Source organism: Sphingobium sp. EM0848 (assembly GCF_013375555.1).
Lineage (GTDB): Bacteria > Pseudomonadota > Alphaproteobacteria > Sphingomonadales > Sphingomonadaceae > Sphingobium.
This window is the reverse complement of sequence record NZ_JABXWB010000001.1, coordinates 926928-940442: the sequence shown is the minus strand read 5'-3', so window position 1 is coordinate 940442 and position 13515 is coordinate 926928. Positions and strand designations below refer to the sequence as shown.

The window sequence follows — 13515 nt, the reverse complement described above, 5'->3', positions numbered from 1 at the left end:
ATGGCAAGAGGTGACGGGGAAATGCCGGCCAGCCCATCCGGTGACATCGATCAGGGCATCGGCCTGCGGCACGCGAACATCGCGCTCGGCATATTCCTCGTCGCCTATATCCTGTCCTTCATCGACCGGCAGATCCTCAGCCTGATGGTCGAACCGATCAAGCAGGACCTGGGCCTCAGCGATCTGCAGGTCGGCTTGTTGCAGGGACTGGCCTTCGCCGCGCTCTATGCGGTGATCGGCATCCCCATCGGCATGCTGGCCGACCGGGTCAGCCGCCGCAAGATCATCGCAGCAGGTGTTCTGTTCTGGAGCGCGTGCACGGGCCTGTGCGGCTTCGCCGGAAGCTATGCCCATCTGTTCGTCGCACGCATGGGGGTGGGTCTGGGCGAGGCATCCCTCTCCCCCTCCGCTCATAGCTGGTTGAGCGATGCCTATCCCCCGGCGCGGCTTTCCCGCGCCATGGCCATCTATAATCTGGGCATCACCATTGGCGGCGGGCTTGCGCTGCTGGTGGGCGGGGCGGTGGTCGATATGGTGGCCACGCGGGGGGCGCCGATATTGCCGGTCGTGGGCGCCATACCCACATGGCGGGCGGCCTTCCTGCTCGTCTCGCTGCCCGGCGTGATCGTCGCAACGCTGGTCTTCCTCGCGCGCGAACCGTCACGGCGGGCACGTCCGGCCATGACCGCCATGCCATTGCGCGCGGCGCTGTCCCATCTGGCCTCCAACAAGCGGACCTTCGCCGCGATTTACGGCAATTCCGTGCTGCTCGCCATCATGGGTTATGGCCTGACCGCCTGGTATCCCAGCCTGTTGATCCGCAGCTTTGCCATGACGCCGGGCCAGGCATCGCTGCGGCTCGGCCTGATCTACCTCATACTCGGCAGCCTGGGCTCGCTGGCGGGCGGCCTTGCTGCCGAACGGCTTTCGCTCAGGGGCATGCGTGATGCGAACCTGCGCATCCCGATGCTGCTGGGCCTGCTTAGCCTGCTGCCCGCCACGCTTGCCCCGCTGATGCCATCCGCAACGCTGCTGCTGATATTTTTCGCGCTGCTGACCTTCTTCTTCAACGGCTATTTCGGCTGTGCGCTGGCCGCGATCCAGCTCACCACGCCGGTCTGGATGCGGGCCACGGGCGCCGCCCTTTTCCTCCTCGCCAACAGCCTGATCGGGCTGTCGCTGGGAACGGCGATCGTCCCGCTGATCGACAGCGCCTTCTTTGGCGGACTGGGGCATATCGGCCCGGCGCTGGCGCTGATCGGCCTGTGCGCCACATCATTGGCGACGATCGCCGCCTGGTCGGGCCTCCGCTCCTATGCCCGGACGATCGACGCCGTGGCAAGCAACTGAACGGGCACGCTTCATGGCTTTCCGGAAGGGCGGTGCGGCCGCCAGGGGGTATGATTTTGTCGTGATCGGCGCCGGTCCCGCGGGCTGCGCCGTTGCCGCACGCTTGTCCCGGCTTGCGGGGTGCCGTGTGTTGCTGCTGGAGGCTGGCGGTTTCGGGCGCAACCCGGCGCTCCGGATACCCGCCGCAGCGCCGCTCACCATGCGAACCTCGCGCTACGCCTGGCGCTACGACACCGAACCCGATCCGCTGGTGGGCGCGCATCCGTCCGGCCTGATCGCCGGCCGGATGATCGGCGGGGGCAGCAGCATCAACGGCATGATGTATCTGCGCGGCCAACCGGCGGATTATGACCGCTGGCGCGACGAGGCAGGCTGTCCGGGCTGGGGCTATACCGACGTGCTGCCTTTCTTCCGCAAGTCAGAGGCAAGCGATCGCGGAGCCAGCCTGTTGCATGGCGATTCCGGCCCGATCGGAACCAGCAAGGGCCATTCGTCGCTGCCCATCACGGCAGCCTTTCTCGATGCCTGCGAAAGGAACGGCCTTGCCGTCGCAGACGATCTCAACGCGCTGACCGGCGAAGGGTCAGGCCTTTACGACCGGATGATCCGCAACGGCCGGCGATCAACGGCGCGCGACTATCTGGATCATATCGCCGATTCCCGGCAATTGTCCGTGATCATCGGCGCCCATGTCACCGGCATCGATATCGTTCACGGCCGCGCCCGGGCGGTCCGCTATGTGAAGGATGGCAAGTCCCATCGCGTCGAAGCCGCTCAGGAAATCGTGCTGACCGCCGGATGCGTCAACACGACCCAGTTACTCCTGCTCTCCGGAATAGGGCCGGCCGATGATCTGGCGCGCCACGGCATTGCCGTGCACGTCCACGCCCCCGAAGTCGGCGCGAACCTGCAAAATCATGCCGCCGCCACGCTCCAGTTCGCGTTCGACGCCGGCATGACCGCCATCGACCGGGTGCGGGGCATGGGCATGCTGACCGCCGGGGCGCAATATTTGAAATACCGCGGCGGCCTGTTGTCCGAACTGCCCACACCGGCAGGTGCCCTGCTTTGCGCCGATGAGGGAAGTTCAGGCAAGGTCCCCGACACCCAGATCATCCTGGGCGTCGGCCTGCCCGGCCGGGGCAGCGGATGGCGCGCCCTGCTGTCCCATGTTCCGGGATTCATGCTGATGGTCAACCAGGGACGACCGGCAAGCCGAGGCAATATCAGGCTGCGCTCCAACGATCCCTTCGTCCCGCCCGTCATCGAGAACGGCTTTTTCCGTGAACCCCGCGACAGGACGATCCTCGCCGACGCAGTCCTGCGGACTCGCGCCCTCGTCGAAACCGGCCTTTCCGGCGCTAACGGCGCGACGCCGATACTGCTCAGCAGCTTTGCGAAGGATCATGATCACGCCACGCTCGCATCGGTCATCCACCAGCACGCCGGGGCCTATTATCATATGGCAGGCACCGGCCGCATGGGCACCGACAGCGGCGCCGTCGTCGATCCGGCATTGCGCGTGAGGGGGATCGGCGGATTGCGCATTGCAGACACGTCGATCGCCCCCCTGCTGGTCAATGGAAACACGACTGCCATGGCCTTGATGATCGGTGAACGGGCTGCCGAATTGCTGGCGGGCGGCTAAGCGCCGATCCGCCCTAATAAGCATTTCGTGGGACCGCGAAGCCCCCAAATTAAGCATCACGAAATCCTTCGTTGATGGATATTGAGACTCGCGGACCGTGCGGCATCAACCCTTTCCGGTCGTGCGATGATCAATTCCGGGTTCCAGAAATCTGCCGTTCGTTCATAACTCCAACGGCTTCTTGACGCCGCATGACGAACCTTATGGAAGACGACACATTGGCGTTACTGGCAATGACCAGACGGTTGTTGCCGGCGCGCATGCCTGGAAAGGCATTTGGTCGCTCCAATACTGCGCTGGTTGCTCAGGAAGGCAGGCCACAAATCCGCCGATCAAGGACCAGTCAGGTAGCGCCGCCGCAGGGCCGCGATATCCGACTGGGAGAGACCAAGCCCATCACGCACATAGGCGTCGAACGATCCATAACGGCGCTGAACCTCGTCAAAGGCGCTTTGCAGATATTCAGGCCGGACGGTCAGGACAGGCTCGAGGAAAGCGGGATCGAACGCCGCTCCCGATGCCTTCAGCGTGGCAATCGTCGCTTCATTCTTGGCCTGCAAATAGTGATTGCTGGCGAGATAATCCGCCATCACCGTTTCCTGCGGGACGCCCAGCAGCGTGAGGATGATGGCGGTGGCCCAGCCCGTGCGGTCCTTGCCCGCGGTACAATGATAGATCAGTGGTCCGTCATTCCCTTCGGCAAGCTGACGCAACAGCGTGCCATAAGCCGCACGGGCACTGGGCAGAGAGACGAAATCCCGATTGGCGGCGGCCAGCAGCGCGGCGCCCTGCCCGCTGGCAATGGCAGCCTGTGCCTTGCGCATGTCGCCGCCCAGTGAACCGCTGCTGTCGGCGGCTACATCGAGTATCTGTTGCCGCACAGCCGGCGGCACCCGATCCGGTTCACGCTTGCGCTCGGTTTCGGTACGCAGATCGACCAACAGGCCGGGCTTCAGCGCGCCGATCGCGGCCAGATCTCCGTCGCTCAAGCGGTCGAGCTGGTCGGAGCGATAGATCAGCCCCGGCTTCACCCAGTGGCCGTCACTGGTCCGATAGCCGCCAATATCGCGAAAATTGGGCGCTGTGGACAGATGCAAGGCGCGATCAGCCAGGAGCAGCGGACCACCGCGATCCGGCATGAGCGTGAAATACCAGCGTTTATCCGACGCAAGGCTCGCGATCGTCGTCGAATCCGTCGCCCGGCCCTGTGCAACGGGTTGAGCCGTCGTGAGAGCGGCCGGGTCCGAACTCGCGAAAATGCGAACATGGCCTGCACCCGCCATTTGCCAGGCTATGTGATAGCTGCCGTCCGCCTGCTTTTCGACCGAGGCGGTGGTGAATGGAATAGGTGCCGCCGATCGTGCCGCCGATGCGTCCCATCGGGCGGCGGAATGATCGACCGTCGTGGAACAAGCTGCCAGAGCCAGCGCCAGAATACAGGAAAGGGCCTGTCGCATGATCAGCCTCGCTGAGAAGAAATGTTGCCGCCATCGACGACGATTTCGCTGGCGGTGATATAGCTTGCTTCGTCGGACAAAAGAAAGCGCACGACGCGGCCGACCTCCATCGGATCGCCGATCCGGTCCAACAGGATGCGCTTTTCGAAAAAGCGGTCAGGCAACGCCTCGATGGCGGGGCGCATCATCGGTGTCAGTATCTGACCCGGCGAAACCGAGTTGACGCGGATGCCATCCCTCGCAAGTCTGTCCGCCAGCGACCGGACCAGCGACAGCAGCCCACCCTTGGCAGCGCTATAGATCGGGTTCATGGCATTGCCCAACGTGGCGTTGATGGAGGCAATGGCGACGATCGCGGATCCCGGCTGTGCGGCGAGATCAGCATGCATCGCCTGCGTCAGCAACGCGAAGGAGCGCAGGTGCACCGCCATGCCCGCATCCCATCCTTCCACCGTCAACCCATCGAGCGATCCAGTGTCGACCGTGCCTGCGGCATGGACCAGCCCGCCCGGCGCCCCCACGCCCGACCGGGTGGCTGCCAGGGCAGGCGCGATCGCCGCCGGATCGCGCAGATCAACGGCGACACCGATGGTCGCGACGCCAAAGCGCGCGGCGATCCGCGCCGCCGCCTCACCCGCTGCACTGGCATCGATGTCCCAGAGCGCAACCCCGCGGCCCACCGCCGCAAGCGCTTCGGCGGACGCGAGCCCAATGCCCGATGCGCCGCCGGTCACGATCACCGGCGTGCCCGGTGTGCCCAGAGCGGGGGAGACAGTCATGCAGTTTTTCCTTTCATGGTGGTTCAGGGACGGGACGACGACGCGGCTGCTGGTGCCCCTTCTTTGGCGAAAAAGCCGTCCAGCCGGATATTGCTGATCTGCGGCGCGCCCTTCGCCACCGACACCCACATGATATGATCGAGCACCGCCGGATCGTCTGCGCGGCCCCCCGGCGTGCCGCCGGTGACGCCGAGTTGGATATAATCGTGGCCGTCGTGCGTCTGATGCTCATATTTGTGGAAATGCCCGGCGAGCACCGTGTAGTCGCGGCCCTGCAGCATCGCCTCGATCTCTCGGAAAGCGGTCGAATCCACTTTCCAGGCCGGACGATGCATCAGCACGAAGGTCCAGCGGACATGGGGATTGCGCGCAAGGGCAGAGCGAACCATGGCGAGCTGAGCCGCGCTGAAGGCGACATTTTCGGACGCGCGCAGCTTGGCCGCCAGCTCCCCGATCCGGGGATCGCGGGCAAACAGGGCCTTTGCCTGTTCGGCATCGCCCTGCAGGGCCTGCAGCGCGACACCCATCGCCTGCGGGCCATATTCCTCCAACAGCTTGCGGCGGGCGATCTTCGGCTGTGGCGGGTCTTCGGTGTTGAGGACCAGAAACAGCGCGTTCTTATATGTGAAGCTGTAATAATCCGCCCCAAGCCGCTTGCGCCATGCCTGGAGCTGGACGTCATTGGTCAGGTCATGATTGCCCGGGACATAGAAGAAGGGCATGTCGAGCTTACCCGTCGCGGCAGTGACTTCCTGCCACTCCGCGTCGATCTGACGGAGGTCTTCGCTGTTCCCTTCGATCAGGTCACCGATATTGATGACGAAGTCGGGACGCAGCTTGTTGACCTCCTCCAGCGCATGTTCGAACACGCCGGGACGGTGTTGGCCCGTCCGGTCGCCGATGACGACGAAGCGGAATTCATCCCTGCCGCCGGCAAAGTCCTTGCCGGTGCGTGCGACATCGGAATTGCCAGGCCGATAGTCGGGCGCCACTGGCCCTGCTCCGCACAGGAGCAGGGCCAAGGCAGCGGTCAAAAGGGCGCGATGCTTTATGTCAGCCTCCCTTAAAATTCGACGCTCAGGTCGACGCCATAGGTGCGCGGTTCTCCGAAGATCGCGCCGGGGCGGCCGATGTTGAACTGCATCAGATAATAGTCCTTGTCGGCAAGATTCCGGCCCCAGAGGGCCGCTTTCACGCCGGGCAGGCCGGGAATGTCACTAAGGCCCAGCCGCGCATTGATCAGGCCATAGTCCCCGACAATATATTTGCCGCCGCTGATGGTCGCATTGGTGAACTTGTCGCTCTGCGCGGTATAATTGGCATTGGCGGTCAACTTGCCGATCGGCAGCGGCGGCAGGTCGTAGCTGATGTCGAAAGCGAACGTATGTTCGGGCGCATTGGTGAAGCGGTAGCCGCTGGCAATATCCGTGCCGCCAGGACCGATGATGCTGTCGTAACGTGCCTTCAGATAGCTGTAGTTGGCCGTGACACGCAATTCGCGGACCGGGGCCAGGGTCAGGTCCATTTCCACGCCCTTCACCGTTGCGCGCCCGGCGTTCAGTACGTCGGTGATGCGCGCATTGGTCGGATCCGACTGAACGTTGATCTGGATGTCGCGATATTTGGAAATGAAGCCCGCAATGTTGAAGCGCAGGTGATTGTCCAGCCACTGGCTCTTCATGCCGGTTTCATAGGACCAGAGCGTTTCGGGATCGAAACCCTGGTTGAAGCGGGCGATGGAACTGGCGCGGATATTATAGCCACCGCTCTTATAGCCCTTCACCGCCTTGGCATAAAGATGGACATCGCGCGAGGCATCGAAGCCGATCACGAAACTGGGGCTGAAATCCTTGAAATTGCGGCTGCCGTCGCCCAGGCCCGGCACGTTGGTGATCGGGCCGCCGGCGATCTGCGACTGGCGGGCGAGCGTCGCTTCGCGCTTGTCCCAGCTCTGGCGCACGCCGACGGTGAAATGCAGCCGCCCGTCGAGCCAGGCGGGCGTTACGGTCGCCTGACCGAAGACCGCATAGGAACGGTTATGGATGGTCGCGGTGGTGAAACTGCGCGTCAGCGTCGGCGGGCTGTAGCTGTTGCTGAAATTATCGCCGTCTTCCTGAAAATAATAGAAGCCAGCGACATATTGCAGCACCTTGTCAAAGGCGTCTCCGACCAGTTGCAGTTCCTCGCTCCACTGATCCTGCCTGGCGACACTGCTGTTCTTCTGCAGCGGATTGGGGCCGGTGGCGCCGGTCAGATAATCCTGGTTCTGGAAATTATAGAGCTTGCGATAGCCGGTGATCGAACGGACAGTGAGGCCGTCCGTCGCTTTCCATTCGCCAATCAGGCTGTGGCCCTGCGACACGATGTCATTGGGCAGGACGTTGCGGACGAAGGCGCTGCCTGCCTTCGGACGCGGCGCCGTCAGCGGGAAGAGCGGGGACAGAGCAACATAAGCGGGCGTGTCGCCAATCTCGGTCCGGTCATAGCTGTAGCGCAGGTTGAAGACGTCCGAGGGCTGCCACAGCAGGTCGCCGCGCATCGCCTGCCGGTCCTTGTCGCCCCAGCGCTTCACGCCGGTGCCCGGATTGCGGATGAAGCCGTCCTGTTGCTGGTTCACATAAGAGAGGCGGGCGGCGATGGTCTGGCCAATGGGCACATTGACCGCGACCTTGAAGCGGCGATTGTCGTAATTGCCGAGCGTCACCTGCCCTTTGAAGCCGAAATCGTCGAGATCGGGCTTGCGCGTGATGAAATTGATCGCGCCACCGGTCGCGTTGCGGCCATAGAGCGTGCCCTGGGGACCGCGCAGCACTTCAATCCGCTCCAGATCGGCCACTTCGACCGCCATGCCCTGGCTGCGGGCGACATAGACACCGTCCATATAGACCGCGACGCCACCGTCCTGGGTGATCTGATCGTCGGACAAACCGACCCCGCGCATGAAAATCTGGGTGGTCGCGGCATTGTTGGGAAAGGGCGTCAGTTGCAGCGCCGGTACATTGGCGCGCAGGTCGGTAAGGCCGCTGATCCCCTTCGCTTCCAGATCCTTCGCGCTGAATGCCGCGATCGAAACGGGAGTATCCTGAAGGGATTCCTCGCGTTTCTGGGCGGTGACGACGATTTCCTCAATACCATCCGACGCGCCGCTCTGGGCGAGCGCGGGCAGCGCCACGGAACCAAGCAAAGGCGTCAGGACTGCGTAGATGAACAGGCGATTCGGCATAGTCTCTCTCCCCAAAAACGGGCTTTTCCAGCGCTTTTTTGTGCGCCATTTTGTCCCGTCGCTGGTTTGTCTACCGTCACGTAGGTAGAATATCAACATTGGAGATTGCTTTCGTGCATCGCCATGCGGATAGGAGGGCAAGGCTCAATCGAGAGGAATGACGGTGGCGAATGCGGAGAGGCAGGTGGCGCGGCAGCCACGCGGCGATGCCACCCGGCAATCAATATTGGAGGCCGCGGAACGGGTCTTCGCCGATCTGGGCTATGCCGCCGCCCGACTGGAGGATGTGGCGCAGGCGGTGGGCATCCGCCGTCCCTCGATCGTCTATTATTTTCCCGGCAAGCAGCAGCTTTACGATCAGGTGGAAGCGGACATTTTCGCATCGATGCATGATTTCGTGCTGAAGCGAGTGGAGGACGCCAGTGATCCGATGGCGCGATTGCTCGCGCTGCTTGATGCATGGCTTGATTTCCTGGTGGAACGCCCGGCCGCAGCACGGATCATCCAGCGACTGATTGCGGACTCCGCCCCGCGTGGCGACAATCCGGTGCGTTTTTCAGAGACTGCGCTGCGGGATATCGAAGCGGTCATCACCATGGGCGTGGAGGTCGGGGCATTCCGCCCTGTCTCCGCCATGCATATCCTGAACGGGGTAGCGGGAGGCGCGCTCTTCTACGTCTGCAATGGCGGGCAGTTGGGAGAAGAGCGCAGCTATGATCCTGCGAATCCCGTTGAACTTTCCGCGTTTCGCGCGCTGCTGCACAAATTGGCGGAAGCCGCCGTACTTCATCCGGGCGAGAAAGGTTAGGCGATCCTGTGCTCATAGAGGCTGGTCGCCTTTGTCGCGATCGACCTCACTGCCGCGCGGCATCGCGCCAGTGCTATCCCGCCGATGTTTCCCGTTCAGTGCTGGCCGCTTGGGACCACGCGCTCATCAGGCCCATGCCGGTGATCCATTCGGGGACGGGTTCATAAAATTCAGATGCCACTCGGTAGGCGCCATCTCGGGAAAGCGCCGCCATGGCTGCCAACCAGCAGCGCACTTCATTGGCGCCGCCGCCTCCCGCTTCGCTGACCTCGCTATCGGTCCAATCATCCGCGACTGCGGTATCGCCATTCGCCATCGCCGCCATAAAATGCCGGTCCCATTCGGGATTGAGATCGCGCAGCGCGGTTTCCCCGTCCTTGAACGCTGCTCCGGCCCGGAAGACATTGCGCTGCCGCACCATGCGGTCGGCGAAGGATGTTGCCCCGCCCGCGATCATGCGCTCTTTCGCATCGGGGCTGGCCGTCGCGATATTGGGGAGCGGCGGATCGTGGGACAGGCCGCCCGAGCCCATGAACAGGATGCGTTCGGGCCGCGCCCTGGACCATTCGCCCACCGCCTCACCGAGCGCGCGGGCACGGCGGAAGGGCGGGCGCGGCCCCGCCGCACAGTTGATGAAGACCGGCAGGATCGGCGGCAGTCTGACAGTGCTTTCGCTGGCCAATAGTTCGAGCGGTTGAGTGGCGCCATGATCGACCAGCATGTTGAACGACAACGCGACGTCGACGCCCTGCTCCAGCACCGAAGCGGCAAGGGAAAGCGCAGCGTCCTCGTCGACCAGCAATTCCCCTGGCACCGACCCATAGTCGCCCAGTGACCGTGCCCGCGCACCGATGCAGAAAGGCGGCAGGATATTGTATTGAAAGCCGTTCATATGGTCGGGATAGAAGGCGATGATCAAGTCCGGCCGCATCGCATTGAATATCCGCGCCGTCTCCTGCACTGCGGCATGGAAACGCCGTTCCGTTTCCGGTTCGGCGCGGTTGCGATCCATGAGCGGCGAATGGCTCATGCAGATGGAGCCGATAATCATGTCCTCAATCCTTTCCGGCGCATTTTCATCATTGAACGCAAGTGCGTGTTCCGTGCGGCGTCAGTGGCGCAGGAAGTCCAGCACCATCCGGTTGAATTCATCGGCATGTTCCCACTGGGCCCAGTGACCGCACTGGTTGAAGATGTGCAGCCGGGAATTCGGAATCCCCGCGACCAGACGCAGGCCGCCATCCATCGGCACCACCCGGTCCTGACGCCCCCAGACGATCAGCGTCGAGGCGGCCAGCGATGGCAGGCGAGGACCAAAATCAGGGAACTGGCGCGGATTGAGTTCCGACGATTTGACGAAATTCTCCAGATGATCCTTCCGGTTCAGCATATTGGCCAGGCGCGCCTCGAGCAGCTCGTCTGTCAGGACCGACGCATCGAACACGAAGACCTCGTTGAAGCGCTTGAGATTTTCGAACGAGGGATTGCTGTACAAGCCGTTGAGCAGCTTGATACCTTCCGTCGGCATCGGCGCGAACAGGCTCATGCCGCCGGTTCCACCCCCCATCAGGACCAGCTTGCCGGTCTGCTCGGGGCAGGTCAGGCCGAAGGCCACGGCGCTGTGTCCACCCATGGAATTGCCCAGAACATGAATGCGCTCGATGCCCAGTGCATCGATCACGCCCTTGACGATCCGGGCATTGAGGTCCGACCGCGATCCGCTGTTGACGATGCTGTCGCTCTTGCCCCAGCCGGGAAGATCGATCAGCAGCACGCGAAACCCGGCATCGACCAGCGGGTCGAGGTTGCGATGGAAATTCGCCCAGCCGCTGGCTCCCGGGCCGGAACCGTGCAGCATCACGACAACCTCCGCGCCGTCACCCAGATCATTATAATGGATGTTCAGTTCGCCATCGCCTTCGCGCACGGTGACGAAGCGGCTCGAACTATCTTCGCTGATGGTCATAATCTTGTTCCTGTCGCACAATCAGGGGAATGGATGCCGGGATGCGGTTCTGCGCCCTGTCGCCTCAGCCGCAGGACATGCCGCCGTCGACCGACAGCGCCGCGCCGGTGACATAGGCGGCACGCGGGGACATGAGCCAGAGCACTGCCTCGGCCACCTCGGTCGGTTGTCCGATGCGGCCCACGGGAACGATATCGTCCATCGCATGCGCGTCGCCGCCCGTGACCTGGAGGAAATTCGGTGTATGGGTGCCGCCGGGACAGACGGCATTGACGCGAATGCCCATCTTCGCACCGTCGAGCGCCGCCGCCTTTGTCAGGCCGACAACCGCGAATTTGCTGGCGACATAATGGGACAGACCGGGCATCGCCTTAAGGCCGAAGATCGATGCATTATTGACGATGACGCCGCCACCGCAAGCCGCCATGGCTTCGAACTGATATTTCACGCCCCAATAGGTCGCCTTGAAATTCAGGTCGATCACCCATTCGGCTTCCGCTTCGGGGATCTGGTGGATGGGCTTGAAATCGGCATGACCGCCTGCATTGTTGAAGGCAAGGTCGAGACGGCCGAAGCGACGGACAGCTTGCGCGACCGCAGTCTGTATCTCTCCTCGGATGGAAACATCGGCGCTGTAGGCGAAAGCCTTGCCGCCCATCTCCTCGATCTCGTTGCAGACCTCCTCCAGCGGAGCGAGCCGCCGCCCGACCAGCAGCAGAGTCGCGCCTTCCCGCGCCATGGCCAGCGCCGCCGCGCGCCCCATGCCCGAACCGCCGCCGGTGACGATGCCGAATTTACCGTTTAGTTCCATGCCATGTCTCTCCTGCTTCGGCGTCCTGTCAGTCGAATGGGTGGCGCAGATGCCATTCCGTTTCTCGTTGGAACGCGATGGCGGCCCGCAGCAGCACATCCTCCCGCCCGCGCGCGGCAACCAGTTGAAACCCCAGCGGAGCGCCATCCGAGGTAGGCCGGCAAGGCAGGCAGAGCGCGGGCTGGCCGCTCAGATTGAATGGCGCGGTGAAGGAGATCAGCCGCGTATTGGCGTCCGGGTCCTCGGCCAGTGCGCCCAACCGGTCCAGCGTCGGGGCGGCATAAGGCAGGACAGGCAAGATCAGCATGTCGACGTCCGCCAACAGCGCATCCAGGCGTCCGCTCAGGTCCATACGGATGAGGCGCGCCTTCTGATAGGCCATGGCTGACGCATCCCGGCCAAGGCCGATCAGGCGGCTGAGCGCCACACCATATTCCTCCGCCCGCGCCGGATAGGTCGATGCATGCGCCAGCGCTGCCTCCACCCCGGCCAACAACTCCCATTGCGCGGCGCCCGATAGCATGTCGGGCAGGGAAACCTCCTGCAGCCCAGCCCCCATGCCCGCGAAGACCGACACAGCTTCCCCGATCGCGGTGCCGAGTTCAGCGTCGCAACCTTCCTGAGCGGCAGGCGCGTAACCGATCCTCAAGCCGCCCAGGTCGATGACGGCATCCATATCGAGAGGGTCCGGGCCACCCGGCCAGCTTGTCGGATCGGCCGGATCATGTCCGGCGATAATCGCATAGAGCATCGCGGCATCGCTCGCGCACCGCGCCATCGGCCCGACATGATCGAGGCTGGCGGCCAGTTCGAACGTCCCATGGCGGCTGACCCGGCCCCAGCCTGGCTTCAGGCCCGTCAGCCCGTTGGCGACACCGGGGAAGCGGATGGAACCACCCGTGTCCGATCCCAGCGACGCAAAGCTCAACCCCGCAGCCACCGCCACGCCCGAACCGCTTGACGAGGCGCCGGTCCACAATGCTTCACCCCATGGATTGACCGGCGGCTCGACCGAGGGATGATGCATCGCAAAGGCGCCCTCCGTCATCTGGAGCTTGCCGAAGATGACCGCGCCCGCCTCCCGCAGCCGCCACACCACCGTCGCGTCCTCTGGAGGACGGAAATCTCGATATATCGTCATGCCCGCTGCCGTCGGCATGTCGGCTGTCCAGAACAGATCCTTCACGGCGATCGGAATGCCGGTCAGCGGCCCACAGTCGCCCCCCGCCAGCAGGATATCGGCCGCCCGCGCCTGTTCCAGGGCGGCATCGGTATCAAGGAAGGCAAAACCATGCAGCAGCGGATCGAGGCGAGCGATCCTCTCCAGCATATGGGCCATCAGTTCGACGGCGGAAATCTCCCGCCGTCGCAACATGCCGCCAATCGTCGCCAGATCAGCATAATGAAGGTCGTTTCGGATCATCTGACTTTATTTCCGATGTCGTGCAAAGCGGGCGGGACATGCGTCACGCC

The 13515-nt window shown here is 63.4% G+C and carries 11 protein-coding genes; 3 read left to right on the top strand and 8 right to left on the bottom strand.

Going from position 1 to position 13515, the window contains the following annotated elements; translation table 11 throughout:
- Positions 1 to 1350, top strand: a complete 1350-nt coding sequence (locus HUK73_RS04530) for an MFS transporter (RefSeq protein ID WP_176590839.1) — start codon at positions 1 to 3, stop codon at positions 1348 to 1350.
- Positions 1351 to 1363: 13 nt separating this feature from the next.
- On the top strand, positions 1364 to 2998 hold the full coding sequence (locus HUK73_RS04525; protein WP_176590838.1) for a GMC family oxidoreductase: 1635 nt from the start codon (positions 1364 to 1366) through the stop codon (positions 2996 to 2998).
- Between the two features lie 332 nt (positions 2999 to 3330).
- Here HUK73_RS04525 and HUK73_RS04520 read toward each other — a convergent pair whose 3' ends face one another.
- From HUK73_RS04520 to HUK73_RS04505, 4 genes are read right to left on the bottom strand one after another with little or no spacing between them, the layout of a single operon-like run.
- Entirely contained in the window at positions 3331 to 4455 is a 1125-nt protein-coding gene (locus HUK73_RS04520) for a tyrosine-protein phosphatase (protein ID WP_176590837.1), read from the bottom strand.
- A gap of 2 nt (positions 4456 to 4457) precedes the next feature.
- A complete protein-coding gene (locus HUK73_RS04515) occupies positions 4458 to 5234 on the bottom strand; it encodes an SDR family NAD(P)-dependent oxidoreductase (RefSeq protein ID WP_176590836.1) in 777 nt (258 codons plus the stop codon).
- Positions 5235 to 5257: 23 nt separating this feature from the next.
- Positions 5258 to 6268, bottom strand: coding sequence for a metallophosphoesterase (locus HUK73_RS04510; RefSeq protein WP_176590835.1), 1011 nt, complete (start codon positions 6266 to 6268; stop codon positions 5258 to 5260).
- 29 nt (positions 6269 to 6297) lie between these two features.
- Complete coding sequence (locus HUK73_RS04505; RefSeq protein ID WP_176590834.1) at positions 6298 to 8457, bottom strand: TonB-dependent receptor; 2160 nt, start codon at positions 8455 to 8457, stop codon at positions 6298 to 6300.
- A gap of 157 nt (positions 8458 to 8614) precedes the next feature.
- Here HUK73_RS04505 and HUK73_RS04500 point away from each other — a divergent pair, with 157 nt between their 5' ends.
- On the top strand, positions 8615 to 9265 hold the full coding sequence (locus HUK73_RS04500; RefSeq protein ID WP_176590833.1) for a TetR/AcrR family transcriptional regulator: 651 nt from the start codon (positions 8615 to 8617) through the stop codon (positions 9263 to 9265).
- Positions 9266 to 9338: 73 nt separating this feature from the next.
- Here HUK73_RS04500 and HUK73_RS04495 read toward each other — a convergent pair whose 3' ends face one another.
- The 4 genes from HUK73_RS04495 to HUK73_RS04480 all read right to left on the bottom strand — a co-directional run bounded on the left by HUK73_RS04495 (position 9339) and on the right by HUK73_RS04480 (position 13465).
- Positions 9339 to 10316 carry a 3-carboxyethylcatechol 2,3-dioxygenase gene (locus HUK73_RS04495; protein ID WP_176590832.1) on the bottom strand — a complete coding sequence of 326 codons (978 nt, stop codon included), beginning with the start codon at positions 10314 to 10316 and terminating at the stop codon, positions 9339 to 9341.
- Between the two features lie 60 nt (positions 10317 to 10376).
- The gene (locus tag HUK73_RS04490; RefSeq protein ID WP_176590831.1) at positions 10377 to 11231 is read right to left on the bottom strand and encodes an alpha/beta fold hydrolase; all 855 of its coding nucleotides are present in this window, start codon (positions 11229 to 11231) and stop codon (positions 10377 to 10379) included.
- 64 nt (positions 11232 to 11295) lie between these two features.
- Positions 11296 to 12042, bottom strand: coding sequence for an SDR family NAD(P)-dependent oxidoreductase (locus HUK73_RS04485; RefSeq protein WP_176590830.1), 747 nt, complete (start codon positions 12040 to 12042; stop codon positions 11296 to 11298).
- A 28-nt stretch (positions 12043 to 12070) separates the two neighbouring features.
- Positions 12071 to 13465: an amidase gene (locus tag HUK73_RS04480; RefSeq protein ID WP_176590829.1), complete on the bottom strand. Its 1395-nt coding sequence runs from the start codon at positions 13463 to 13465 to the stop codon at positions 12071 to 12073.
- Positions 13466 to 13515: the final 50 nt, after the last annotated feature.